The organism is Variovorax sp. PBS-H4, from assembly GCF_901827205.1.
Taxonomy (GTDB): Bacteria; Pseudomonadota; Gammaproteobacteria; order Burkholderiales; family Burkholderiaceae_C; genus Variovorax.
On sequence record NZ_LR594675.1, the window covers coordinates 986,871 to 1,011,453 of the forward strand.

Here is a 24,583-nt window from a genome sequence, read left to right on the forward strand (position 1 = left end):
TCGATGCGCCATCTTCAAGACCAACACGTGCTGATCCTGGGCCTGGGCATCTCGGGCCTGGCCATGGCGCGCTGGTGCGCACGCCACGGAGCAAAGGTCACCGTGGCGGACACCCGCGAGTCGCCGCCGCAGCTCGACGCGCTGCGTGCCGGCGTGCCTGACGCGGTCTTCGTCGGTGGGCCTTTGTCCGCCGCGCTGATCGAAGGCACCGCAGTGCGCGCCGTGTACCGCTCGCCAGGCTTGTCGCCGGCCTCGATTGCGGTGGTGGTCGATGCAGCCAGGGCCGTCGGCTTGCCGGTGGGTGGCGAACTGGACCTGTTCGCGGCCGCACTGGCGGACCTGCGGGTGGCAGAGCAAACGCAGGAGGCGGCGCCGCCGGCCGAGCCGCCGCCGGATGCGGCTCACGAACCGTTGCAGCCCGGCGATGCGCCGGAAACACCTGAGGCGGCGCGGGCGGAGCAAGCTGCGGGCGACGATCCGCAGCTTGGCACCGAACCCGGATCGGAGCCCATGCCCACGCCCGTCGAAGACGACGACGATGCGGAGGCCCCGACGCCCGTGCCCGTGCCCGTCCCGCCGGCGCCCAAAGGCTACGAACCCGCGGTACTGGCCGTGACGGGCACCAATGGCAAGACCACCGTCACGGCGTTGACCGGCCAGCTGGTCGCGCGCGCCGGCAAGACGGTGGCCGTGGCCGGCAACATCGGCCCCACGCTGCTGGACACGCTCGCTGCACACATCGATGCCGGCACGCTGCCCGAGGTGTGGGTGCTCGAGCTCTCCAGCTTCCAGCTCGACGGCGTGCAGGGCTTCGAGCCGACCGCCGCGACCGTGCTCAATGTCACGCAGGATCACCTCGACTGGCATGGCGACATGGCGGCCTATGCCGCCGCCAAGGCGCGCATCTTCGGCAGCAAGAGCATCGTGGTGCTCAACCGCGAGGACGATGCGGTGATGGCCATGAAACCAGCACCCGTCAAGCTGGCGAAGGGCCAGGCGCCTCGTCCGGTCGTGACCTTCGGCGCCGGCATGCCGTTGCGCCCCGGCGACTACGGCATCGAGCGCGTCCACGGCATGGCCTGGCTGGTGCGCGCCCTGGAAGCCGATGAGACGCAGAAGCGCAAACGCGGCGCGGCAGTCGAGGAGGAAGAGATCCACATCCAGCGCCTCATGCCGGCCGATGCACTGCGCATCCGCGGCCGTCACAACGCGCTCAATGCGCTGGCGGCGCTCGCGCTCGCCACCGCGGCCGGTTGCCAGCTCGGGCCCATGCTCTACGGGCTGCGCGAGTACCGTGGCGAGCCGCACCGGGTGGAGCCGGTCACCATCGTGGACGAGGTCGAATTCTTCGACGACAGCAAGGGCACGAATGTCGGTGCGACCGTTGCAGCCCTGAACGGCCTCGGCGAGGAGCGCCGCGTGGTCGTGATCCTCGGCGGCGACGGCAAGGGCCAGGACTTCGCGCCGCTGGCTGCGCCGGTGCGCCAGTATGCTCGCGCGGTGGTGCTGATCGGCCGCGACGCGCCGCTGATCGAGGCAGCGCTCGCCTCCACCGGCGTGCCGTTGCTGCACGCTGCCTCGATGGAAGAAGCAGTGAAGGCAGCGGCCGGCCGCGCTCATCCCGGCGATGCCGTGTTGCTGTCGCCGGCCTGCGCCAGCTTCGACATGTTCAAGGACTATGCGCACCGCGCCGCCGTGTTCTGCGACGCCGTGCAGGACTGGGCCGAGTCGCCGCGCGACGTCGGGTTCGATGCAGGTCTGCCGCAGGGAGAGGGCGCATGAGACGCACCGCCGCTGTGAAGGCGTATGGCACCGCAGCCCGTGGGGCGGAGGTCATCCAATGACGACGACGGCCGCCGCCACCCCCAACAAGAGCCCCCGCTTCTGGGAAGGCTGGTTCAGCCGTGCCAAGGGCAGCGTGGACGCCTTGCCCATGCACCTGCCGGTGCGCCTGGGCAACGCCGGCATGACGCAGACCAAGGCCGCGCCGGTGCGCGTGCTGGGCTTCGACCAGGCGCTGGCCTGGGTCACTGTTGCCCTGCTGGCCTGGGGCCTGGTGATGGTCTATTCGGCCTCGATCGCGCTCCCTGACAACCCGCGCTTTGCGCGTGCCGGCTACAGCCCGGCCTTCTTCCTCACGCGGCATATCGCCTCGATCGTGATCGCCTTCGTGGCGGCGCTGCTGGCCTTCCAGGTGCCGATGCGGACCTGGGAACGCGCCGCGCCTTGGCTCTTCGTGGCCTCGCTGCTGCTGCTGGTCGCGGTGCTGATCCCGCACATCGGCATCAACGTCAACGGCGCGCGCCGTTGGCTGCCGATGGGTTTCATGCGTTTCCAGCCTTCAGAGCTGGCGAAGCTCGCGATGATCCTCTACGCCGCCAGCTACATGGTGCGCAAGATGGAGATCAAGGAACGCTTCTTCCGCGCCGTGCTGCCCATGGGTGTGGCGGTGGTGGTGGTCGGCATGCTGGTCATGGCCGAGCCCGACATGGGCGCCTTCATGGTGATCGCCGTGATCGCCATGGGCATCTTGTTCCTGGGCGGCGTCAACGCGCGCATGTTCTTCCTGATCGCCGCACTGGTGGTGGTGGCGTTCTCGACCATCGTGGCCTCCAGCCCGTGGCGGCGCGAGCGCATCTTCGCCTACCTCGACCCGTGGAGCGAAGAGCATGCGCTGGGCAAGGGCTACCAGCTTTCGCATTCGCTGATCGCCATCGGGCGCGGCGAGATCTTCGGCGTCGGCCTGGGCGGCAGCGTGGAGAAGCTGCATTGGCTGCCCGAGGCGCATACCGACTTCCTGATGGCGGTGATCGGCGAGGAATTCGGGCTGGTCGGCGTGCTGCTGGCCATCGCCCTGTTCCTCTGGCTCACCCGCCGCATCATGCACATCGGCCGGCAGGCCATCGCGCTCGACCGCGTGTTCGCCGGCCTGGTGGCGCAGGGCGTCGGCATCTGGATCGGCTTCCAGACCTTCATCAACATGGGCGTGAACCTGGGCGCGCTGCCGACCAAGGGCCTGACCCTGCCCTTGATGAGCTTCGGCGGCTCGGCCATCCTGATGAACGTGGTGGCGCTGGCGATCGTGCTGCGCATCGACTACGAGAACCGGGTTCTCATGCGCGGAGGCCGCATATGAGCGCTCGACCTGTGAGCAGGACGGCGCTCGTGATGGCCGGAGGCACCGGCGGCCACATCTTTCCCGGCCTGGCCGTCGCCGAGGCCCTGCGCGACCGCGGCTGGCGCGTGCACTGGCTGGGCGTGCCCGGCAGCATGGAAGAAAAGCTGGTGCCTCCGCGCGGCTTCGCTTTCGAGCCGGTGCAGTTCGGCGGTGTGCGCGGCAAGGGCCCCGTCACCCTGGCCCTGCTGCCGATGCGCCTGCTGCGCGCCTTCTGGCAGAGCCTGGCGGTGGTGCGCCGCGTGCGGCCCGACGTCGTGCTGGGCCTGGGCGGCTACATCACTTTTCCCGGCGGCATGATGAGCGTGCTGCTCAACAAGCCGCTCGTGCTGCACGAGCAGAACTCGGTGGCCGGGCTCGCCAACAAGATCCTGGCCGGCGTGGCCGACCGCGTCTTCACTGCCTTCCCGAACGTGATGAAGAAGGCGCAATGGATCGGCAATCCGCTGCGCGCAGCCTTTCTGTCGCAGCCCGAGCCGGCCACGCGCTTCGCGGGCCGCAGCGGCCCGCTCAGGCTGCTGGTGGTGGGTGGCAGCCTGGGCGCCAAGGCGCTCAACGCCGTGGTGCCCAAGGCGCTGGCCCGCATCGCCCCCGAGCAGCGTCCGACCGTCACGCACCAGAGCGGCGCCAAGCAGATCGACGAGCTGCGCGCCAACTACGCCGCTGCCGGCGTCGCGGGCGAGCTCACCCCCTTCATCGAAGACACCGCACGCGCCTACGCCGATGCCGATCTGATCGTCGCGCGCGCCGGGGCGAGCACCGTCACCGAGATCGCGGCCGTCGGCGCAGCTGCGCTGTTCGTGCCTTTCCCTTCCGCCGTGGACGACCACCAGACCACCAACGCCCGCTTCCTGGTCGACGCGGGCGGGGGCTGGCTCGTCCAACAGACCGAACTGACTCCCGAATTGCTGGCCGACCTGCTACAGAAGACCGGGCGCCCCGCGCTCATGGAACGCGCCATCAAGGCCAAGACGATGCAGAAGACCGAGGCCGTCGAGGTCATGGTGCGCGCTTGCGAGGAGTTGGCCAAATGAAGCACGCCATCCATCACATCCACTTTGTAGGCGTGGGCGGCTCCGGCATGAGCGGCATCGCGGAGGTGCTGTTCAACCTGGGCTACAAGATCACGGGTTCGGACCTCGCCGACAGCGCCACGCTCAAGCGGCTCGGGGGCCTGGGCATCGGCACCTTCGTGGGCCACGATGCGGCGAACATCGCGGGCGCCGACGCGGTGGTCACCTCCACCGCCGTGCAAGCCGGCAACCCCGAGGTGGTAGCGGCACGCGAGAAGCGAATCCCGGTGGTGCCGCGCGCGCTGATGCTGGCCGAGCTGATGCGCCTCAAGCAGGGCATTGCCATCGCCGGCACGCATGGCAAGACCACCACCACCAGCCTGGTGGCCAGCGTGCTCGCCGCCGCCGGTCTGGACCCGACCTTCGTCATCGGCGGCCGGCTCAACAGCGCCGGGGCCAATGCGCAGCTGGGCAGCGGCGACTACATCGTGGTGGAGGCCGACGAGTCGGACGCGTCCTTCCTCAACCTGCTTCCGGTCATGGCCGTGGTGACGAACATCGACGCCGACCACATGGAGACCTACGGTCACGACTTCGCGAAGCTGAAGAAGGCCTTTGTCGACTTCCTGCACCGCATGCCCTTCTACGGCGTGGCGATCCTGTGCACCGACGACGCGGCAGTGCGCGAGATCGTGACCGAGGTCTCCTGCCCGGTCACCAGCTACGGCTTCGGCGAAGAGGCTCAGGTGCGCGCCATCGACGTGCGCGCGGTGGGCCAGCAGATGCATTTCACCGCGCAGCGCCGCAACGGCGTCACGCTGCCCGACCTGGACATCGTGCTCAACCTGCCGGGCGAGCACAACGTGCGCAACGCGCTGGCTGTGATCGCGGTGGCGGTCGAGCTCGGCGTTCCGGACGAGGCGGTGCAGCGCGGCCTGGCCGATTTCAAGGGCGTGGGCCGGCGGTTCCAGCGCTATGGGGATGTCAGCGTGCCCGGCATCCAGGGCCTGGGCAGCTTCACGCTGATCGACGACTACGGCCATCATCCCGTCGAGATGGCGGCCACCATCGCCGCCGCGCGGGGCGCTTTCCCGGGCCGCCGCCTGGTGCTGGCCTTCCAGCCGCACCGCTACACCCGCACCCGCGACTGCTTCGAGGATTTCGTCAAGGTCATCGGTGCTGCCGATGCGGTGCTGCTGGGCGAGGTCTATGCCGCCGGCGAGCCGCCCATCGTGGCAGCCGATGGCCGCTCGCTGGCGCGTGCCTTGCGCGTGGCGGGCAAGGTCGAGCCGGTGTTCGTCGACGACATCTCGGCCATGCCGCAAGCCATCCTGGACAACGCACGCGACGGCGATGTCGTCATCTGCATGGGCGCAGGCTCCATCGGCGCCGTGCCCGCCAGGGTGGTCGAGCAGGGCGGCGCAGCGCCGTCTTCCATCACATCCGAGCGCAGGCCCGAGCAGGACACGCGCGAAGGGAGGTCCCTGTGAACCCGCAAGACTTCGGCAAGGTCGCGGTGCTGTTCGGCGGCACTTCGGCGGAGCGTGAGATTTCCATCATGTCGGGCACCGGCGTGCTCGAGGCCCTGCGCGCGCGCGGCGTCGATGCGCACGCCTTCGATCCCGCCGCGCGCGAGCTGGTCGAACTCAAGCACGAGGCCTTCGCCCGCTGCTTCGTGGTGCTGCACGGCCGGCATGGCGAAGACGGCACGGTGCAAGGCGCCCTGGAGCTGCTGGGCATTCCCTACACCGGCTCCGGCGTCATGGCCTCGGCCGTGGCCATGGACAAGGTCATGACCAAGCGCATCTGGCAGGCCGACGGGCTGCCCACGCCCCGGTATGCGCGCCTGGCCTTCGACCAGCAAAGCCGCGAGCAGGTCTTGGCAATCCCCGGCGTGCTGGGCCTGCCGCTGATCGTGAAGCCGCCGCGCGAGGGCTCCTCCATCGGCGTGACGAAGGTGCAGGGCCCGAATGATGTGGACAGGCAGATGCAGGACGCCGTCGCCCTGGCGGTGCGCTACGACTCCGACGTGCTGTGCGAAGAGTTCATCGAGGGCGAGGAGGTCACGTGTGCCGTGCTGGGCAGCGGCCTCGACGCGCAAGCGCTGCCAGTGGTGCGCATCGCCGCGCCCGAGGGCGCCTACGACTACCAGAACAAGTACTTCACCGACGACGTCAAGTACCACTGCCCGAGCGGCCTGCCGGAGGCCGAGGAGCAGGAGATCCGCCGCATCTCGCTGGCTGCCTACCACCAGCTCGGCTGCCGGGGCTGGGGCCGCGCCGACCTGATGATCCGCGCCAGCGACCGCAAGCCCTTCCTGCTGGAGATGAACACGTCCCCGGGCATGACCAGCCATTCGCTGGTGCCGATGTCGGCACGCGCGGCGGGCATCTCGTACGAGGACCTGTGCCTGCGGGTGCTCGCCTCTGCCACGCTGGACTCGAAGGCGGAGGTCTGATGGCCGACAGCATCCCCGTGCCCTTCGACGTCAAGCTCATGAACGTGACCGCGACCCTGGTGTACGCGTTGTTCGCGCTCGTGCTGCTGGCGGCGGGTGCGTGGTGGGTGCTGCGCCAGCCCTTCTTTCCCCTCGCCGCCATCAAGGTCGACGGCGATGTCACGCACAACAACGCGGTCACGCTGCGCGCCAATGTGACGCCGCAGCTGGCCGGCAACTTCTTCACCGTGGACCTGGCGAAGGCCCGCGCCGCCTTCGAGACCGTCCCCTGGGTGCGCAAGGCGGTGGTGAGGCGCGAGTTCCCCGACAAGCTGCGCGCGACGCTGACCGAGCATGTGCCGGTGGCGCACTGGGGCGACGAGGCGGATTCGCGCCTCATCAACGGCTTCGGCGAAGTCTTCGACGCCAATGTCGCCGAGGTCGACGACCAGCTCCCGCGCCTTGACGGTCCACCCGAGCAGGCCAGCCAGGTCCTGGGCATGTACCGCGTGCTCCAACCGCTGTTCGCGCCCCACGAGCTGGTGATCGATGAATTGAAGCTGTCGCGCCGCGGCAGCTGGAGCGTGGTGCTGGACAGTGGCGCGGTGCTCGAACTCGGGCGCGGTCGCGCCGAGGAAGTGGCCGCGCGCACGCAGCGCTTCCTGACCACGGTGACGCCGGTCGCCCGGCAGTACGGGCGCACCTTCGCCTCTGTCGAGGGCGCCGACCTGCGGCACAACGAGGGCTATGCGCTCCGGCTGCGCGGCGTCACCACGGTCACGACAGAGCCGCCCACCCCCAGGAAGAAATAGAGAGCAGAGGAATTCATGTCCAAGGAATACAAAGACCTGGTTGTCGGACTCGACATCGGCACCGCCAAGGTGATGGCGGTGGTGGCCGAGGTGCTGCCGACCGGCGAGCTCAAGCTGGCCGGGCTGGGTATCGCGCCCAGCAACGGGCTCAAGCGCGGCGTGGTGGTGAACATCGATGCCACGGTGCAGAGCATCCAGCAGGCGCTCAAGGAAGCGGAGCTGATGGCCGACTGCAAGATCAGCCGCGTCTACACCGGCATCACCGGCAGCCACATCCGCGGCATCAATTCGAGCGGCATGGTGGCGGTCAAGGACAAGGAGGTCACGCAGGCCGACGTGGCGCGCGTGGTCGAGACTGCGCGTGCGATCAACATCTCCAGCGACCAGCGCCTGCTGCTGGTGGAGCCGCAGGAATTCGTCATCGACGGCCAGGACGTGAAGGAGCCGATCGGCATGAGCGGCATGCGCCTCGAAGCCAAGGTCCACATCGTCACCGGCGCGCAGAGTGCGGCCGAGAACATCATCAAGTGCGTGCGCCGCTGCGGCCTGGAGGTCGACCAGCTGATGCTCAACCCGCTGGCCTCCAGCCAGGCGGTGCTGACCGAGGACGAGCGCGAGCTCGGCGTGGTGCTGGTGGACATCGGCGCGGGTACTACCGACGTGGCCATCTTCACCAACGGCGCGATCCGCCACACCGCGGTGATCCCGATCGCCGGCGACCTCATCACCAGCGACATCGCGATGGCGCTGCGCACGCCCACCAAGGACGCCGAGGACATCAAGGTCGAGAACGGTTATGCCAAGCAGCTGCTGGCCGACCCGGAGACGCAGGTCGAGGTGCCCGGGCTCGGCGACCGCGGGCCGCGGATGCTCAGCAAGCAGGCGCTGGCGGGCGTGATCGAGCCGCGGGTGGAAGAGATCTTCTCCCTGGTGCAGCAGGTCGTGCGCGAGTCGGGCTACGAGGAGGTGCTGTCTTCCGGCGTGGTGCTGACCGGCGGCAGCGCGGTGATGCCCGGCATGGTCGAGCTCGGCGAGGACATCTTCCTGAAGCCGGTGCGGCGCGGCATTCCGAAGTATTCGAGCGCGTTGTCGGACATGGTCGCGCAGCCGCGCGCCGCGACCGTGATGGGCCTGCTCGAGGAGGCCCGCTATGCGCGGCTGCGCGGCTTCAAGGTCGCGCAGAAGAACGGCTCCGTGAAGACTGCATTCGGCCGGTTCAAGGACTTCATCGTGGGGAACTTCTGACGATGAACAGCACACCACTTTGGCTCGCACGGGGCAGTCCCCCTCGGCATTTCAACGAACGATGGCGGCGCACCGGACCGCCCAAGGAGCGCAGACGGTGACCCTCAAAACAACCCATTCGTACAAACAAGGCAACTGCAATATCAAGGAGTCAGAAATGGCCATCGAAATGATCGAGATCGAAGAGTTCAACCAAGGCACGCAGATCAAGGTGATCGGCGTGGGAGGCGGCGGCGGCAATGCGGTCGCCCACATGATCGAGCGCCGCGTGCAGGGCGTCGAGTTCATCTGCGCCAACACCGACGCGCAGGCGCTCCAGCGCAGCAACGCGCACAAGACCATCCAGCTCGGCACCAATGGACTGGGCGCGGGCAGCAAGCCCGAGAAGGGGCGCGACGCGGCCGAGGCGGCGGTGGACGACATCCGTGGCGCGATCAACGGCGCGCACATGCTGTTCATCACCGCCGGCATGGGCGGCGGCACCGGCACCGGCGCCGCGCCGGTGATCGCGCGCGTGGCCAAGGAGATGGGCATCCTCACCGTCGGCGTCGTGACCAAGCCCTTCGACTGGGAAGGCGGGCGCCGCATGACCAATGCCGACAGCGGCCTGACCGAGCTGGAGGCAAACGTCGACTCGCTGATCGTGGTGCTCAACGAGAAGCTGCTCGACGTGCTCGGCGAGGACGTCACGCAGGACGAGGCCTTCGCGCACGCGAACGACGTGCTGAAGAACGCCGTCGGCGGCATCTCGGAAATCATCAACGAGTACGGCGGCGTGAACGTCGACTTCGAAGACGTGCGCACCGTGATGGGCGAGCCCGGCAAGGCCATGATGGGCACGGCCGCGGCTTCGGGACCGGACCGCGCGCGTATCGCGGCCGAGCAGGCCGTGGCCTGCCCGCTGCTCGAGGGCATCGACCTGTCGGGTGCCAAGGGCGTGCTGGTGCTGGTGACGGCATCGAAGAACTCGCTCAAGCTGAGCGAATCGAAGCTGGCGATGACCACCATCCGCGCCTTCGCTGCGGAAGACGCGCACGTGATCTATGGCGCCGCTTACGACGAGAGCCTGGGTGACGAGATGCGCGTCACCGTGGTTGCCACCGGCCTGTCGCGCCAGGACGCGCGCCGCCAGGCGCCGACGCTGGAAGTGATCCGCACCGGCACGGACAACATCCCTTTCGGGGTGCCGACGCTCGGCGGCACGATGCAGGGGCAGCCCGGCCAGCCCAACTACGACGGCATGGCCGTGCCCAGCGTGTGGCGCACCAACCGCACGATGGCTGCGGCCAAGGTGGATGCGCTGTCGACGGGTGGCATGGATGACATCGAGATCCCCGCGTTCCTGCGTCGCCAGGCAGACTGAGCGAAATGGCAGCTATCGTGGACATAGCGAGGCGCACGGCGCGCCGGATGCCTCGCGCTCCTAAAATTGCTGCCGTGCTCCAGCAACGAACCCTCAAATCGATCACCCGCGCCGTTGGCATGGGCCTGCACAGCGGCCAGCGGGTCGAGCTGACGCTCAGGCCGGCGCCGGCCGATGCCGGCATCGTGTTCCGCCGCGTCGACCTGCCCGAACCGGTCGAGATCCCGATGCGGGCCGAGTCCGTGACCGATACGCGGCTGGCGTCGACCGTGTCCGCCAAGGGTGCCAAGGTGCAGACGGTCGAACACCTGATGTCGGCTTGCGCGGGACTGGGCATCGACAACCTGCTGATCGACATCACGGCCGACGAGGTGCCGATCCTCGACGGTTCCGCCTCGTCTTTCGTCTTCCTGCTGCAGAGCGCCGGCATCGAGCTGCAGAACGCGCCGCGCCGCTTCATTCGCGTGACCCGGCCTGTCGAGGTGCGCGAGGGCGAGGGGCATGAGCTCAAGTGGGCGCGCCTCGTTCCCTACCACGGCTACAAGCTGAGCTTCGAGATCGACTTCGACCACCGCGTCGTCAACGCGAGCGGGCAGCGCTTCGAGTTCGACCTGGGGTCGGGCTCCTACAGCCGCGACATCGCGCGCGCCCGCACCTTCGGCTTCACGAAGGAGGTCGAATACATGCGCTCCAGGGGCTTGGCGCTGGGCGGCGGGCTCGACAACGCGATCGTGATGGACGACACCAAGGTGCTCAATTCCGGCGGGCTGCGCTACGACGACGAGTTCGTCAAGCACAAGATCCTGGACGCCATGGGCGACCTCTACGTCATCGGCCGCCCACTGCTGGCCGCCTACAGCGCGTTCCGCTCCGGCCATGCGCTCAACAACAGGCTGTTGCGCGAACTGCTTGCCCAGCCGGACGCCTACGAAATCGTCAGCTTCGACGACCAGCGGCAGGCGCCAGCCGGCTTCGCCGAAGTGGCGCGGGCCTGGTAGGCCCCCGCCAGACACGATGCTGCTGTTCCGCTGGGCCATCCTGCTGCTGCTGCTGGTGGCCGGCGCTTCCTTCGCCTTCTATGCCGGCACCGGCCAACCCAAGTACAGGCGGTTCGGCTGGATCGTGCTCAAGTGGACGCTGCTGGCGGCCCTGGGCTTCTTCGCGGTCCTGATCGCCGAGCGCGTGGCCTAGCCGCCGGCCCGGAAGCTCAGCCTGTAGAGCCCGACGTCGACCCGTCCCGCGCGGAATCCGGCTTCGCAGTAGCAGAGGTAGTACTCCCAGAGCCTGCGAAAGGACGCGTCGAAACCCAGCTTCTCGATGGCAGGCCAGGCACGCAGGAAGCGCTCCCGCCAGTCGACCAGCGTGGCCGCGTAGCTCTCGCCGAAGGACAGCGCCTTTTCGATCACCATGCCCGCGCGCCGTGCATGCGCGTGCAGCGCAGCCTCCGGCGGCAGCATTCCGCCAGGAAAAATGAAGCGCTGGATGAAGTCCGCAGCTTCTCGGTAGCGATCGAAGTGCGCGTCCGCGATGGTGATGACCTGCAGCACCGCAACGCCGCCGGGCTTCAACCGGCGGCGGAGGGTGTCGAAGTACAGCGGCCAATAGCCTTCGCCGACGGCTTCGAGCATCTCGATGGAGACGATGCGGTCGAACTGCCCGCCGACGTCGCGGTAGTCCTGCAGGCGCAGATCCAGGCGGCTCGACAGGCCCTCCTCGACAGCGCGTTGACGCGCGTGCGCCAGCTGCTGCGAGGACAGCGTCAAACCCGTCACGCGCGCGCGATGGCGCTTTGCCATCGCCACGGCCAGCGCGCCCCAGCCGCAGCCGATCTCCAGCACGGTGGCATCGGCTTCGAGCGCGAGCAGATCCAGGATGCGGTCGAGCTTGGCCGCCTGTGCGGCTTCGAGCGACTCGTCCCCGCGGGCATAGAGGCCGCTCGAGTAAACCAGTTCCGGGTCGAGCCACTGCGCGTAGAAGTCGTTGCCGAGGTCGTAGTGAAAGGCGATGTTCTCGCGGCTGCCCCGGCGCGTGTTGCGCCTTGCGAGATGACGCAACCGGTGCAGCCGGCGTGCCGGCAGGGCCGCCTCGAACGAACCTGCCCAACTCGGCTCGTTGCACAGGCCCGAAGCCAGCAGCGCGGCCAGGTCCGGGCTCGACCAGTCGCCATCCCGGTAGGAGCACGCCAGGCCGATGTCGCCCTGCAGCAGCAGGCGCAGCAGCGGGCGCCAGCGGTGCAGCACGACCGAGGCGTGCGGGCCGGCCTCGGCACCGCGGCCCTCGAGGCGTTCGCCGTCGGGCAGCTCGATGGAAAGCGTGCCGTATTGCAGGCCGCCCAGCAGGCGGGCCACCAGGTGGCGCAATGGACGGGTGGCCAGGGCTGACAGGGGCGCGACGCAGGGCTTGGCCGCCGCCATCGCGTCGAGCAGGCCAGAAGGGTCTTGCGGCGTGGGAGATGAAGTGCTCATGGATGCTTGTCGTTGACGACGGTCACCGCCCGTTCGGGCGCGGCTGGACGTCGGTGCAGCCGAAGGCCCTTGGTCCAGAGGCGCAAGGCCTCCCAATGGATGGCTGTGATCACCTTCAGCGTGAGCAGCGGACAGGCGACGAAGGCGCGCAGCAATTGCCGGTCGTCGAGCGTGCGCCGCCGTGCGTCGAAGCAAGCCGTGAGCACCGGCCCCTCGCCGTCGCTGGCGGTGATGGCGATGCGCAGCCGTTCGTCGTCCTCCTGCGGCGCCGCGATGCCGAAGCGGTAGTGCATGTCCAGCGCGAGGAAGGGCGAGACGTGGAAGCGCTTCGCGCAGTGCTGGGTGAGCTCGCCTGCCGGGCGCTGCGCCTCGTCGACCGCGATGAGATAGCTGTGCCGTTCGCCGAAGGTGCTGTTGACCTCGTAGAGGATGGCCTGAAGGCCGCCGTCCGGGTGGTGGCAAAAGTAGACGCTCAAGGGGTTGAAGGCGTAGCCCAGGATGCGAGGCATGGCCAGCAGGCGGATGGCGCCGCCGGCAACGAGTCCCGCGGCCTGGAGCTGATGTTCGACGTAGGGGCGCAAGCCCTGATCGCCGCCGGCGCCGTGGTCGCGCTGGTGGAGGCTGAAGAGGTTGAAGCGGTCGAGAGAAAAGAACCGCAGCCGGTGCGCCAGCTGAGGCAGCTCGTCGAGATCCAGCAGCAGCGAGAACACCCGATAGCGCAGGCGATGCACCACCGGCCGCAGCCGCCGGTGCACGACGCTGCCGCTGTAGAGGGCGGAGTGCTCGCTCATGAAGCACGGGCCAGCGCGGCATGCCGGTGGATGCGGCCCGACTCGTCGGCGACCCTCCAGGGCCGGCGCACGTCGCCCAGTGCCTCGGCGACGGCGAGTCCGGCCTGCAGCCCGTCTTCGTGGAAGCCCGCGCCGAAGTAGGCACCGCAGAACCACACGCCGCGCCGGCCCTGGAGCGACCAGAGCTCGCGCTGGGCCCGAATCGCGGCGGCGTCGAAGAGAGGGTGCTCGTAGACCTCGGTGTGGAAGACCTGTTCCGGCTCGTCCCTGGGATTCAGCGTGAGGAACAAGGCAGAGGCGCCTGGCAGCTGCTGCAGGCGGTTCATCCAGTAGCTCACGCGAGGTGCTTCCTCGACCCCTCGCGCACCGGTGTAGTTCCAGCTCGACCAGAGCTTCCGTCGCAGCGGCATGACCGAGGAGTCGCCATGGAGCACGGCGTGATTGCGCGTGTACCTGAAGGCGCCGAGCAGCCTGCGCTCCTTGGCGTCGGCGTCGGCGAGCAGGCGCAGGGCCTGGTCGGCATGGGTCGCGATCACGACCTGGTCGAAGCGCTCGGGCGTCGGCCGGTCCGCCGTGTGCACGAGCACGCCGCCCGCGCCGGCCTGCACCTGGACCGCCGCGCTGCCCAGCCGCAAGCGCCGCCCCAGCCCCTTGGTCAAGCGCTCGACATAGCGCCGGCTGCCGCCGCGCACGGTGCGCCACGCGGGGCGCTGGCCCAGCGCCAGCAGTTGGTGGTTTTCGCAGAAGCGCACGAAGGCCTCGGTGGGGTACTCGCCGATGCGCGCTGGCGAGGTGGACCAGATGGCGGCCGCCATCGGATAGAGATGGTCCTCGCGAAAGGCGCGCCCGTAACCGTGCAGGTCGAGGTAGGCGTCCAGGGGCATCAGGCCGACCGACCCTGCATCCGCCGGCGCTTGCCGATAGAAGCGCACCACCTCGCGCAGCATCGACCAGAAGCGCGGGCTGAGCAGGTTCCGGCGTTGTGCGAACAGGCTGCGCAAGTTCGTGCCGGCGTATTCCAGGGCGCCGCCATCCAGGCTCACCGCGAACGACATGTCGGTGGGATCGGTCTCCACGCCGAGATGCGCGAACAGCGCGCTCAAGTTCGGGTAGGCCGGCTCGTTGTAGACGATGAAGCCGGTATCGACCGCGACGGCGCCTTGGCCGGGAAGCTCGACCGTGTTGCTGTGGCCGCCCGGCCGCCCATCGGCCTCGAACACCGTCACCTGGTGCCGCTTCCCCAGCAGCCACGCGGCCGAAAGGCCGGAGATGCCGCTGCCGATGACGGCGATGTCGAGCACGGGGCCGTCCGGCCCCATGGGCGGTGGCGCATGCCGTTCGGTGCCGTTCGCGGGGCGCATGGCGTGGGGGGTCGGGGGGTGGTTTCGGTTTTTCACGCTCAGGTTGTACGTGCCCACGGCGCTTTTGGATCTGATTGGCACGAAACGCTGTGATCTAATGCCGCGCGCAACGCGTAAGACCCGCATGCGCATCGCCCCACAGCCAGAGACAACCGCTTCCGGACCCGCCGGGCTGCGAGCACCCTGGCTGTCGATCGTGACCAAGGAAGAGCGGCGAGGATCCGTGCCGACCCCCGAGGAACTCAACGCACTGTTCAGAGCTGTGGCGCTCGCCGGCGACCGGCAGGCGTTCGCGGCCCTGTTCAAGCACTTCGCGCCGCGCGTCAAGGCCTACCTGATGCTGTGCGGCACCGGCGAAGCCGTGGCCGAAGAGTTGACGCAGGAGACCATGGTCAGCCTTTGGCGCAAGGCAGCCCTGTTCGACCCGGACAGGGCGGGGCTGTCTACCTGGATCTTCGCCATCGCCCGCAACCTGCGGGTGGACCACCTCCGCCGCGCGGGGAACCGCACGGTCGCTGATGAGGACGACCAGGCCAGCCAGATTCCCGATCCCTTGCCAGCGCTCGACGAGCAGGTGCTCGCCAGGCAGCGCGAGTCGCGCGTTCGCGCGGCGATGTCCCGCCTGTCGCAAGACCAGGCCCACATCCTGCGGTTGTCCTTCTTCGAGGAGCATCCCCATGCCCGTATCGCGGAGGAACTCGGGCTCCCGCTGGGCACGGTCAAGTCGCGCGTGCGCCTTGCGGTGAGCCACCTGCGCCGTCTGCTCGAGGGGCTCGAACCATGATCCGCCATCATCTGCCCGACGATCTGCTGCTGTCGATGGCGGCCGGCACCTTGTCCGCGGGCCCCGCCCTGGTCGTGGCCAGCCACCTCGAGACGTGCGCCGAATGCCGCGGCCGGCTGCACTCGCTCGAGATCGCCGGCGGCGTGATGCTGGAGGCGTTGGTGCCCGAGACGCTTTCTTCCCAGGCGCTGGCGAAGACCCTGGCGGCCATCGACGCCCCGCCGCGTCCTGTGCGCGCGCGGGTCATTGCGCCGCGCCCGCGACCTCCGCTGCCGGCCGGCATGGCCTGGCCGCGCGCGTTGGAAACCTGCAGCGCGACGCCCTGGCGCTGGCTCGGCCCGGGCATGCGCTGGAGCCGGTTGATGCTGCCGGCCGATCCGAAGGCCAAGCTGTTCCTGCTGCGCATCGGCGCGGGCATGAGCCTGGCACCGCACACGCACAGCGATTGCGAGCTCACGCAAGTGCTGCATGGCGCTTTCCATGATGGCCGCGACCTGTTCGGTGCGGGGGACTTCGATGCTGCCGACGACACCGTGCACCATCAGCCGATGGTGCAGAGCGACGGCGACTGCATCTGCCTGGCCTCGGTCGAGGGTCGCATGCGCTTCGACAGCCGGCTGGCGCGAACGCTGGCCGCGCTGATCGGCATGTAGAGGCCTCCTGGCTCAGCGGCCCGGGCCGCCGAAAGCCAGCACCGCCCGGCATCCCGCCGCTGCAGCCGCTGCCGTGACGAAGGCACCCCAAGCCAGATCGATCAAGGTGAGTCGCCAAGGCCAGTCCTTCAGCGTGGCCTGGTTGGTGAAGTCGTAGGTGGCATAGGCGAACAGGCCGAGCAGGGCGCCTCGGCCGAGCGCCGATGTCCACGATCGGGCCTCCACCGCCGGTACGATGGCAAAGATCACGATGCCGGCGACATACAGCGCGTAGAAGGTCACGGCTGCCTTGATGTCCATGTCCGCCCGCATGAGATGGCCGATCGCAGGCCGGTACAGGCGGTTGGCCATGGTGGCCAGCCAGGAGGCGTCGATCGCCAGGAACACGAGGGCCGAGGCGGCATAGGCGGTGAGGAACTGGCGAATGGACATGAAGACTCCTGGACCGAGGGGCCGACGCGGCCCCACGGCTTTCTACGCGCGGGAGGCGGCCGCAGATCACGCAGGGCGCCGACTCGGTCGTGCGCGTGCGGGTTTCACGGACGCCTCCTGCGGGGCGGCGCCGGTATGAAGGCACTCGTGCGCGCCATGTAGTCGCGGTAGGCGGGCCTGCGTTCCCCAATGTCCTTTTCGAGCAGGCGCACGCCGGAGACCTTGAGCAGCAGCCCTGTCATCAACAGCGGCGAGACCGCGCTCCACAGGCCTTGGAGTCCCGAGGCGCCAAGGGCCACCAGCCAGAGACCCCACCACACGCAGGCTTCGCCGAAGTAGTTGGGATGCCGGGTGTAGCGCCACAGCCCCCGGTCCATGACTTCGCCGCGGTGTGCGGGATCAGCCTTGAAGCGCGCGAGCTGTGCGTCGCCGATGGCTTCGAACGCAATGCCGAAAGCGGCCAGGGAAGCGCCCACGGCGTCGATCCAGCCGAGCGGGCGCGTGGAGCCGGCTGCGGCCAGGAAAGGGGCCGACACGACCCAGGCGAGAAGGGCCTGCAGTCCGAACACCAGGTACAGGCTCTTCCAGCCGAAGCCCGGCTCGTTGCGATGCCGCATTTCGCGGTAGCGCCGGTCTTCTCCCTGCCCCCAGTTGCGCCAGCCAAGGTAGATGCCGAGCCGCAGGGCCCATGCCAACCCGAGGGTCGCCATGAGCCACGCCCGCGGGTCTCTGTCTGGAGCGACTCCGAGGTAGAGCAGCGCCGGGCCCACGATCAGGAAGGGCCAGGCCCGGTCGGCCAGGCTCGCATCGCAACGCACGAGGCTGGCGAGCCATGTGAGGAGGGACAGGCCCGATGCGAGCGCCAAGCCGGCGAGTGCGAGCAGCAGCGGCGCAGTCATTGCAGGGATATACGCCGTGGCGCGCAGTTCGGATTGCTCGTCGAACGTTGCTGCAAGGAGCGCCGTGGCCTCAGCGCGTTCGGCCTCCCCGGTACGCGCTGAGGGTGCCGCGCGTCAGCACGGCGGCGTGGCCGATACGTGCCATCGAGCTGCCGACGTGCGCATGGGTGATCGCGATGCCCAGTGCGTCGGCGGCATCGCTGCCCGGCACGCCAGGCAGTTGCAGCAGCCGCCGCACCATCTCCTGCACCTGCGGCTTGGCGGCGCGCCCATGGCCGGCAACCGCCTGCTTCATCTGCAGCGCCGTGTACTCCGCGACGGGCAGGGCGTTCGTCACCAGTGCGGTGATGCAGGCGCCCCGCGCCTGGCCGAGCAGCAGGGTCGATTGCGGATTGACGTTGACGAACACGATCTCCACCGCTGCCGCATCGGGCCGGTAGGTCGCCACGATCTCGCCGATGCCGTCGTACAGGATCTTGAGCCGCGCCGGCAGTTCGCCCTTGAGCACGCTGCGGGTGCTGATGGTGCCGCTGGCCACGTAGCGCAGCGCATGGCCGTCCATGTCCACCACGCCGAAGCCGGTGGTCTGCAGTCCGGGGTCGATGCCGAGAATGCGCATGCCAGCCCTAGGCGTCGAAGTACCAGCGCACCGAATGGAAGAACACCGGCGCTGCGAAGCACAGCGCATCGACGCGGTCCAGCAGGCCATTGGCGCCGGTCACGCCGATGCCGCGCCCGCCCCAGCTGGGAATGCCGCGGTCGCGCTTGAGTGCCTTCATCACCAGGTGGCCCATCGACCCGGCCACGCAGGCGAGCAGCGACACGGCGAGCGCCTGGCCGAAGCGGAAGGGCGTGATGAAGGAGAACATCGCGCCGACCAGGCTCGCGATCGCCATGCCGATGGCCCAGCTGCGCCAGTTGAAACTGCTGCTCACGTGCGGCGCGACCGGCGCGTCCCTGAAAAGCCAGTCGCTGGCCCGCCTCAGGATGCCTCGGGGCGCCTCGTCGACGTCCGTGCTGCCCGGCACGCTGCTGCGACGCGCGATCAGGTGCTGCACAACCACGCAGGTCTGCACCACGAAGACCAGGAAGAAAACCAGGAAGGCGCTCTTGCCCTCGTAGCCCGGGAAGGAGAGCAGCAGCAGCGCCGGCACGTGGCTCATGCCGTAGACGCACACCATGATGCCCCACTGCAGCTTCGCGTTGCGCTCGAGGAATTGATTCGGATCGTCCGCCAGCGCGCTGACCACGGGGATGGCGAGGAAGACGTAGACCGGGATGAACACGGTGAACAGGTCGAAGCGCGCAGTCGCGACCAGCCAGAACTGGATCGGCAGCACCACGAAGAAGGCGAGGATCAGGCTGCGGTGGTCGCCGCGCCGCGTAGGCGACAGCGTGATGAACTCGCGCAGCGCCAGGAAGGAGATCAGGGCGAACAGCACCGTGGCCACCGTTTCGCCCAGCGCCCAGCCGATCCAGAAGATCACCGCCATGAACCAGGTGGTTCCCAGCAGCCGTCGGAAGTGCGCCAGCTCGCGCTGCCAGCGCTCGTCGCGCCTGGGATTGCGCCGCTCGCGGAAGGTCAGCAGGAAGGCGGCGATGCTCACGACGACGAGCAGGCCGAAGACGATGAAGAACAGCGCCGCGACCTGGTGGGTGGGCGAGAGCTGGCGGAGGTATTCGTTCATGCGGTCGGCTGGCCTACACGTACCGCAATGCAATCACGGCTTCGCGCGCACGGTCGAGAAAGGGGCGGCGCTCTTCGCTCTGCTCGAGGCGGATCGGCTCGCCGAAGGTGACCGAGCAGAGGATCGGCACCGGCACCACCTCGCCCTTGGGCATCACGCGCTGCACGTTGTCGATCCAGGCCGGGATGAGCACCGCATCGGGAAACATCTGCGCCAGCGTGTAGAGGCCCGATTTGAACTTCTGCGGCTCGCCGGTGTGGCCGCGGGTGCCCTCGGGAAAGATGATGATCGAGTCGCCGCTTCGCAGTGCGTCGATCAGCGGCTGCAGCGGCACCAGGGCTTCGGCGCTGTCCGGCTGCGGCGTGGGCGCCAGTTCAGCTGGCGCCGATTCCAGCGGCAGTTGTCGCTGCATTCCTTCGGCCGGCCCGGCGGCGATCGGCATCGCCTCTTCGAACACGGGCTCGATGCGCTCGCGGGGCACCGCGACAGGCGCGGGCGGCGGCACCGGCGCGCTGCCGCCGCGTTCCACGTAGATGGCGTTGAACACCTCCGTGGTGATCCAGCGCTTGAAGGGTGTCGTGGCCCAGTAGTCGCGCGCCGCGATCGGCCGCGTGATGCTGCGCAGCTCCTCAGGCAGCGCGGCCCAGATCATCACCAGGTCGAGATGGCTCTGGTGATTGGCGAAGTAGATGCGCTGCTCGGCCTTGGGCGGACAGCCCCACCAGCGCGCCTGGGCACCGGTGAGGAGCCGGATCAAGACCAGCAGCACCCACCCCGTGAACTTTGCAAGCATGGCGGCGATGATACGGGCGGCGGATGCACGTTTTTCTCCGCTATGATTCGCATCCTTCAAACGCGGGAATAGCTCAGTTGGTAGAGCGCAACCTTGCCAAGGTTGAGGTCGAGAGTTCGAGACTCTTTTCCCGCTCCAAAATTCGATCCATGGGATTCCAGAGAATTCCATGACTCGTTGAAAGCAGGGCCTTATGGCCCTGTTTTGCCGCACTGGCCAGCTGCGGCGAGCGCGGTGCCAGCGGGCGCATAGCGCTGTCACCCCGAAGGTGAGCGTGACCGAAGCTGCCAGGCGCAGTGCTCATGCGGCTGTCCCGAAGGCCGCAAGCGTCAACTGCCGAATCTAGGTTCAATCAACCGTCGCACCAGCTGATCGCACAACCACGGCGAGCTTGTCGATCTCGCTGCGGATGAAAGCCTCGAATTCCTTGGGCGAACTGCCCACAGGCAGCATCACGTTGTCCAGCAGCTTCTGGCGAAGGTCGGGGTCGGCGAGCGCCTTTGCGGCCTCTCGGTGCAGTTTGTCGATGATGGGCTGCGGCGTTCCCGCGGGCGCGAGCAATCCCAGCCATCCCTCGAACCCGTAGCCCGGGACCGTTTCAGCCACTGTGGGAACGTCGGGCATGACCGGCGATCGCTTGTTGCTGGTGACGGCGATCGCTCGGAGCTTGCCGGCCTTCACCTGGGGGAGTGCGACAGGGATGCTTTCGAAGCTGACATCGATGTCGCCTCCGACGAGCGCTGCCACGGCCGGTGCGCTGCCCTTGTACGGGACATGCACGGTCTTGATCGCGGCGGCGGTGTCGAACAGCTCGCCTGCGAGGTGCATGGACGTTCCATTACCCGCGGAACCGCGGCTCAGGCCCTTGCCGGGCTTCTTGGCGTACGCCACCAGCTCCGGGACGTTTCGGACCGGAACCGCCGGGTTGACCACGACCACCATCGGATAGGACACCACCTCGGAGATCGGCGTGAAGTCCTTGATGGCGTCGTAGTTCAGCTTCTTGTAGAGAGACGGGTTGATGCCGTGGGTGCTGATCGAGCCCATCAGGATCGTGTAGCCGTCGGCGGGCGCGCGGGCGACCGTCTCCGACGCGATCACGCCGCCGCCGCCGCCGCGGTTCTCGACGACGAAAGTCGTGCCCATGCTCTTGCCCATGCGCTCGCCCAGCAGCCGAGCGACGATGTCCGTGGGACCACCGGCGGCCGCTCCGACGACAAGGCGCACGGGTTTGTTGGGGTAGGCGTCCTGCGCCGGGGCGGGCAGCGTTGCGGCACATGACGCCAGAGCGGCGACCTTGAGGATGTTGCGGATGGCTTGCAAGATGGGTCTCCTTCGATATTTGAGATCACTCGACTGCGGTGGCCGAGCCATCGGGGCGCTTCAGGCGGCGATGCCTTCAGGTCTCGGGCTGCACTGCGCCATGCAGGATGTGCCGGTTGAAGATCCAGGCGTCGTACTGCTTGCGGGTCTCGCCCAATTTGGAGTGCTTCAGATGCCAGTCGAGCGCGGCCTGGTCCTTCCATTCCTCGAAGAGGAAGACACGATCGTCCATGGGTGCGGACGGCGTGATGATCTTGAACTGCAGGCAGCCCTCTTCCTTGCGCGACTCGCGCGCGTGGTTCTGCATCACCGCGAGGAAGTCTTCGCGGTGGTGGGTCTTGATCGAGAACTCGACGATGAGGGAGATGGTCATGTGGTAGCTCCTGGGTTTCAATGCGCAAGCGCGGCGGATGCCGTCACTTGCCGGTAGCGGTCGATGCATGTCGCGACGACCTGCGCGGGATCGACGGCCCACCAGTCTTCCGAGAAGATCTCGATCTCGTAGGGGCCCGTGTACCCGTTCGCTTCGAACTGCCGCACCATCGCGGCGATATCGGCGACCCCGTCGCCGACCATGGCGCGGTCGGTCACCGGATGGCGCGTGGGAACGCGCCAGTCGCACAGCTGGACGGTCGCCGTTTCCTGCGTGTACGGCGCCGCGGTGTACGTCATCACGTCGGGGTCCCACCAGCAGTGGAAGACGTCGAACACGACCTTGGCCGAGGGTCCGACCTGCTGGCGCAGCGCATGCGCCTGCCGCAGGGTGTTGATGCAGCCGCGTTCCGCCGCGTGCATGGGATGGAACGGCTCGATCCCCAGCGTCACCCCCGCCTTCGCCGCGTATTCGGCAGCTTGCAGAAGAAGTTCTGCAACCTGCGTTCGTGCGTCAGCCAGGGAGGACGCACCGCCGATGCCACCGCAGACGAAGACGACGGTCGGAGCACCGATCTCGGCCGCCTCGTCGCAGGCGCGTCGGCAGTCGTCCAGGGCCGCCGATGCGCCATGCGCCCGCATCGCGGCGAGGTCGCCAGCCTTGCAGAGCGAAGGTACCCAGGCCTGCGCATCGCGCAGCAGCGACCGTGCGCGGCCGATGCCGCATTGCTGCAGCTTGTCGCGCCAGACGCCGATCCCATGCACGCCCGCCCGGGCATATCCGACGATGGCTTGCTCCAGCGACCACGACTTGGTGGTGATCTGGTTGATCGCGAGACGTGAGGGCGTCATGTCAGCGCGGGCGCAGCGCGTCGATGTTGCGGACTTCCGCAACGCGCTGCACGTATTCTTCGGCGGGCGCCTGGTAGAGCAGCTTTCGGCTGACATGGATGCCCGTCATCTGCTTCATGGCCACCGCCAACTCGGCGGCCTTGACGAGCAGTCGGTAGCAATCGAGCAGCGGCACGCCGTCGACCTCGAAGATCCCGCGCTGCGCGAGCAGGGTGGAAGTGGGCCCGGCCGGGATCACGACTTCGGCGCCCTTGTCGATGGAGCGGCGTGCGGCGGCAAAGATCTGCGCGACGCAATCGTCGCCCAACTTCTCGTCCGTGAACACCTGGTCGAAGCCGCGGATGTTGGAGAACTCGACCGCCTCGACCGAAGCGAGCCGGTCGCGCAGGCCGTAGCCGATCGGGATCTCACGATAGCGCGGCATCATCTTTTCATTGGGCACCACCAGGCCGAACTTCTCCCCCATGGTGCAGGCGTGGAAGCAGCACACCTCCATGTGCGACACGACAGGAATGTCCATGACCTCGCGCAGTTCGACCAGCGCGGGGTCGAGCGAGTTGGCGAGAACGAAGGCGTCGTAGCCGCCCTCCTTGCGGATCTCGAGGGCGTTGTCGATGATCTCGCGCACGTCGTAGTTCCAGAACAGGCGGAACTGGTCGCCCAGCGCACCCTGCTGCGTGCCGCGCACTTCGACAACCGTGCCGGGTGCTGCGGCTCCGTCGCAAAGGTCCTGCGTGGCCTTGAGGAAGTTCTTCATCCCCGAGTTCGAGGAGACGAGTTGGTACCAGAGTTTCATGGTTGGAGTCCTAGGGTTGTGTTGAGGTGTTTCGAAGGACGAAGCGGGTGCTGTCGAGAGCGAGCGCGGCGCCCAGTTCCGTGCTGAGCCGCTGGATTTTTCGAAGCAGTGCGATCCCGTCTTCGTTGTGCGCGAGACGCGGCAAGCCATCGGGCTCGGCGGCGTCGGCATTCCACAGCACGATGGGGGAGACCTCGAACTGGGGCGCGGCATCGCGTGTGAATTCGAGCTGCACGAGCATGGCTTCCCAGTAGTGCCGCTTGGCGAAGAAGCCCGCGCGCTCCTTGCGTACGCGGTAGGCTTCGCGCAGCGAGGCGTCCCCCATCGCATAAGCCTCGTAGAAGTCCGAAGGCTGCGAAGGAAAGAGGTAAGGCTGGAAGACGAAGGCGCCGACGCCGTAGAAGATGGGCCGGCCTCGGTGGATCTGGATGCCGCGCACGCCGTGGGCGCCGTGGCCGATGACCGCGTCGGCGCCGGCCTCGATCGCCTGCGTGCATGCCTGCACTGCGAACGCGGCCGGCCGGTCGGGGCGCTCGTCGTACTCGTGTGAATGCAGGCTTGCCACCACCCAGTCGGCTTCCCGCTTGGCAGCGCGTACGCTCTCCACCAGATCGGACAAGTCGTCCGGTGCCGCCCACGACTCGACGCCGAAGGTTTCGCCGCACGAGAATTCGCTGCCGAAGAATTCAAGCCCCTGGCCGCGTTCGGCGTCGTAACGCCGTGCCAGCGGCCGTTCCCGGTGGCCGGCAAGATGCTCGAGCGGCAACTGTTCGGTGATGCGTTGCAGCGCTGCATACGACTCGGCGTCGATCCGGTACCGCGTGCCGAAGCGCAGCGGCGCCAGGCCCCGGCGGCCGGGCGCTTCGCCCCTGGCCTTGCCCGCCCGGGCGTGCGCGACGTAGCTGGACGACACGGCCACGAATGCAACCCGCCCTTTGGGGGTGTCGACGAATGCGGGAGCCTGCGCGGCAGCCAGGTCGGGCCCCGTCCCGCACCAGGCGATCCGGCGCACCTGCAGTGCTTCCTCGGTGCTGGCCTGCCCGGCCTCGCCATAGTCCCCGGCGTGGTTGTTCGCCGTGCTGACCGCGTCCAGACCCAGCCAGACGACCTGATCGGCCGCAGCCTGCGGCGCGCCGGCCCAGGCGCCCGGTGCTGCATGTGCGCCCGCCATTCCTTGCCGCAGCAGCTGGAATTCCAGGTTGCCGAAACGCGCGTCCGCCGATCGGAGCGTGTTCACCGCAGCCAGGAACGCAGTGTCCGCCTCGCTTTCAAGCGGCTTGCCGATGTAGAGGTCCCCGACCGCGCGCAGCGTGAGCGTGTCTGCCAAGG

The 24,583-nt window shown here is 68.2% G+C and carries 25 protein-coding genes and 1 tRNA gene; 13 read left to right on the forward strand and 13 right to left on the reverse strand.

All coding sequences use genetic code 11. The features are described from left to right. The first annotated feature begins 3 nt into the window (after positions 1-3). From murD to E5CHR_RS04750, 10 genes are all read left to right on the forward strand, one after another. Entirely contained in the window at positions 4-1,782 is a 1,779-nt protein-coding gene (gene murD, locus E5CHR_RS04705) for a UDP-N-acetylmuramoyl-L-alanine--D-glutamate ligase (RefSeq protein ID WP_162578606.1), read from the forward strand. Between the two features lie 58 nt (positions 1,783-1,840). Then, a complete protein-coding gene (ftsW, locus tag E5CHR_RS04710) occupies positions 1,841-3,136 on the forward strand; it encodes a putative lipid II flippase FtsW (RefSeq protein WP_162578607.1) in 1,296 nt (431 codons plus the stop codon). Then, the gene (gene murG, locus E5CHR_RS04715) at positions 3,133-4,209 is read left to right on the forward strand and encodes an undecaprenyldiphospho-muramoylpentapeptide beta-N-acetylglucosaminyltransferase (RefSeq protein WP_162578608.1); all 1,077 of its coding nucleotides are present in this window, start codon (positions 3,133-3,135) and stop codon (positions 4,207-4,209) included. The genes ftsW and murG overlap by 4 nt, the downstream gene beginning before the upstream one ends. Further along, the gene (gene murC / locus E5CHR_RS04720; protein ID WP_162578609.1) at positions 4,206-5,678 is read left to right on the forward strand and encodes a UDP-N-acetylmuramate--L-alanine ligase; all 1,473 of its coding nucleotides are present in this window, start codon (positions 4,206-4,208) and stop codon (positions 5,676-5,678) included. Before murG ends, murC begins: the two co-directional genes overlap by 4 nt. After that, complete coding sequence (locus E5CHR_RS04725; RefSeq protein WP_162578610.1) at positions 5,675-6,646, forward strand: D-alanine--D-alanine ligase; 972 nt, start codon at positions 5,675-5,677, stop codon at positions 6,644-6,646. The genes murC and E5CHR_RS04725 overlap by 4 nt, the downstream gene beginning before the upstream one ends. After that, complete coding sequence (locus E5CHR_RS04730) at positions 6,646-7,437, forward strand: cell division protein FtsQ/DivIB (protein WP_162578611.1); 792 nt, start codon at positions 6,646-6,648, stop codon at positions 7,435-7,437. Before E5CHR_RS04725 ends, E5CHR_RS04730 begins: the two co-directional genes overlap by 1 nt. 15 nt (positions 7,438-7,452) lie before the next feature. Further along, the gene (gene ftsA, locus E5CHR_RS04735) at positions 7,453-8,682 is read left to right on the forward strand and encodes a cell division protein FtsA (RefSeq protein WP_162578612.1); all 1,230 of its coding nucleotides are present in this window, start codon (positions 7,453-7,455) and stop codon (positions 8,680-8,682) included. A 157-nt stretch (positions 8,683-8,839) separates the two neighbouring features. Further along, on the forward strand, positions 8,840-10,045 hold the full coding sequence (gene ftsZ / locus E5CHR_RS04740) for a cell division protein FtsZ (RefSeq protein ID WP_068681329.1): 1,206 nt from the start codon (positions 8,840-8,842) through the stop codon (positions 10,043-10,045). Between the two features lie 74 nt (positions 10,046-10,119). Then, complete coding sequence (gene lpxC / locus E5CHR_RS04745; protein WP_174255691.1) at positions 10,120-11,043, forward strand: UDP-3-O-acyl-N-acetylglucosamine deacetylase; 924 nt, start codon at positions 10,120-10,122, stop codon at positions 11,041-11,043. Between the two features lie 16 nt (positions 11,044-11,059). Then, on the forward strand, positions 11,060-11,236 hold the full coding sequence (locus E5CHR_RS04750; protein WP_174255692.1) for a hypothetical protein: 177 nt from the start codon (positions 11,060-11,062) through the stop codon (positions 11,234-11,236). Here E5CHR_RS04750 and E5CHR_RS04755 read toward each other — a convergent pair. The 3 genes from E5CHR_RS04755 to E5CHR_RS04765 are packed head-to-tail and all read right to left on the reverse strand — an operon-like array spanning position 11,233 to position 14,662. Then, positions 11,233-12,510 (reverse strand): SAM-dependent methyltransferase, encoded by a 1,278-nt coding sequence (locus E5CHR_RS04755; protein WP_162578614.1) that lies wholly within the window; start codon positions 12,508-12,510, stop codon positions 11,233-11,235. The genes E5CHR_RS04750 and E5CHR_RS04755 overlap by 4 nt on opposite strands. After that, the gene (locus E5CHR_RS04760) at positions 12,507-13,301 is read right to left on the reverse strand and encodes a DUF1365 domain-containing protein (protein ID WP_162578615.1); all 795 of its coding nucleotides are present in this window, start codon (positions 13,299-13,301) and stop codon (positions 12,507-12,509) included. The genes E5CHR_RS04755 and E5CHR_RS04760 overlap by 4 nt, the downstream gene beginning before the upstream one ends. Then, a complete protein-coding gene (locus E5CHR_RS04765; RefSeq protein ID WP_162578616.1) occupies positions 13,298-14,662 on the reverse strand; it encodes an FAD-dependent oxidoreductase in 1,365 nt (454 codons plus the stop codon). Before E5CHR_RS04765 ends, E5CHR_RS04760 begins: the two co-directional genes overlap by 4 nt. A gap of 124 nt (positions 14,663-14,786) precedes the next feature. Here E5CHR_RS04765 and E5CHR_RS04770 point away from each other — a divergent pair, with 124 nt between their 5' ends. Then, a complete protein-coding gene (locus E5CHR_RS04770; protein WP_162578617.1) occupies positions 14,787-15,446 on the forward strand; it encodes a sigma-70 family RNA polymerase sigma factor in 660 nt (219 codons plus the stop codon). Continuing rightward, entirely contained in the window at positions 15,443-16,099 is a 657-nt protein-coding gene (locus tag E5CHR_RS04775; protein ID WP_162578618.1) for a ChrR family anti-sigma-E factor, read from the forward strand. The genes E5CHR_RS04770 and E5CHR_RS04775 overlap by 4 nt, the downstream gene beginning before the upstream one ends. Positions 16,100-16,111: 12 nt before the next feature. Here E5CHR_RS04775 and E5CHR_RS04780 read toward each other — a convergent pair whose 3' ends face one another. The 5 genes from E5CHR_RS04780 to E5CHR_RS04800 all read right to left on the reverse strand — a co-directional run bounded on the left by E5CHR_RS04780 (position 16,112) and on the right by E5CHR_RS04800 (position 19,911). Beyond that, a complete protein-coding gene (locus E5CHR_RS04780) occupies positions 16,112-16,531 on the reverse strand; it encodes a DUF2177 family protein (RefSeq protein WP_162578619.1) in 420 nt (139 codons plus the stop codon). Positions 16,532-16,635: 104 nt separating this feature from the next. Beyond that, positions 16,636-17,430 carry a DUF1295 domain-containing protein gene (locus tag E5CHR_RS04785; protein ID WP_162578620.1) on the reverse strand — a complete coding sequence of 265 codons (795 nt, stop codon included), beginning with the start codon at positions 17,428-17,430 and terminating at the stop codon, positions 16,636-16,638. Positions 17,431-17,500: 70 nt separating this feature from the next. Beyond that, positions 17,501-18,049, reverse strand: a complete 549-nt coding sequence (ruvC, locus tag E5CHR_RS04790) for a crossover junction endodeoxyribonuclease RuvC (protein ID WP_162578621.1) — start codon at positions 18,047-18,049, stop codon at positions 17,501-17,503. Positions 18,050-18,056: 7 nt separating this feature from the next. Continuing rightward, positions 18,057-19,118, reverse strand: coding sequence for a phosphatidate cytidylyltransferase (locus E5CHR_RS04795; protein WP_162578622.1), 1,062 nt, complete (start codon positions 19,116-19,118; stop codon positions 18,057-18,059). Positions 19,119-19,131: 13 nt separating this feature from the next. Continuing rightward, entirely contained in the window at positions 19,132-19,911 is a 780-nt protein-coding gene (locus tag E5CHR_RS04800; RefSeq protein WP_162578623.1) for a lysophospholipid acyltransferase family protein, read from the reverse strand. Between the two features lie 62 nt (positions 19,912-19,973). Between E5CHR_RS04800 and E5CHR_RS04805 the strand changes: the two genes are divergently transcribed. Then, a tRNA-Gly gene (locus E5CHR_RS04805) sits at positions 19,974-20,049 on the forward strand. A gap of 210 nt (positions 20,050-20,259) precedes the next feature. On the opposite strand, the gene E5CHR_RS04810 is transcribed toward E5CHR_RS04805, so the two are convergent. The 5 genes from E5CHR_RS04810 to E5CHR_RS04830 form a co-directional block, all read right to left on the reverse strand. Then, positions 20,260-21,234, reverse strand: a complete 975-nt coding sequence (locus E5CHR_RS04810; protein WP_232061956.1) for a Bug family tripartite tricarboxylate transporter substrate binding protein — start codon at positions 21,232-21,234, stop codon at positions 20,260-20,262. Positions 21,235-21,310: 76 nt separating this feature from the next. After that, positions 21,311-21,607: a putative quinol monooxygenase gene (locus E5CHR_RS04815; protein WP_162578625.1), complete on the reverse strand. Its 297-nt coding sequence runs from the start codon at positions 21,605-21,607 to the stop codon at positions 21,311-21,313. Positions 21,608-21,624: 17 nt separating this feature from the next. Then, positions 21,625-22,458, reverse strand: a complete 834-nt coding sequence (locus tag E5CHR_RS04820; protein ID WP_162578626.1) for a sugar phosphate isomerase/epimerase family protein — start codon at positions 22,456-22,458, stop codon at positions 21,625-21,627. 1 nt (position 22,459) lies between these two features. Beyond that, the gene (locus E5CHR_RS04825; protein ID WP_162578627.1) at positions 22,460-23,254 is read right to left on the reverse strand and encodes an aspartate/glutamate racemase family protein; all 795 of its coding nucleotides are present in this window, start codon (positions 23,252-23,254) and stop codon (positions 22,460-22,462) included. A gap of 10 nt (positions 23,255-23,264) precedes the next feature. Next, complete coding sequence (locus tag E5CHR_RS04830; protein ID WP_162578628.1) at positions 23,265-24,581, reverse strand: CapA family protein; 1,317 nt, start codon at positions 24,579-24,581, stop codon at positions 23,265-23,267. Positions 24,582-24,583 lie beyond the last annotated feature (2 nt).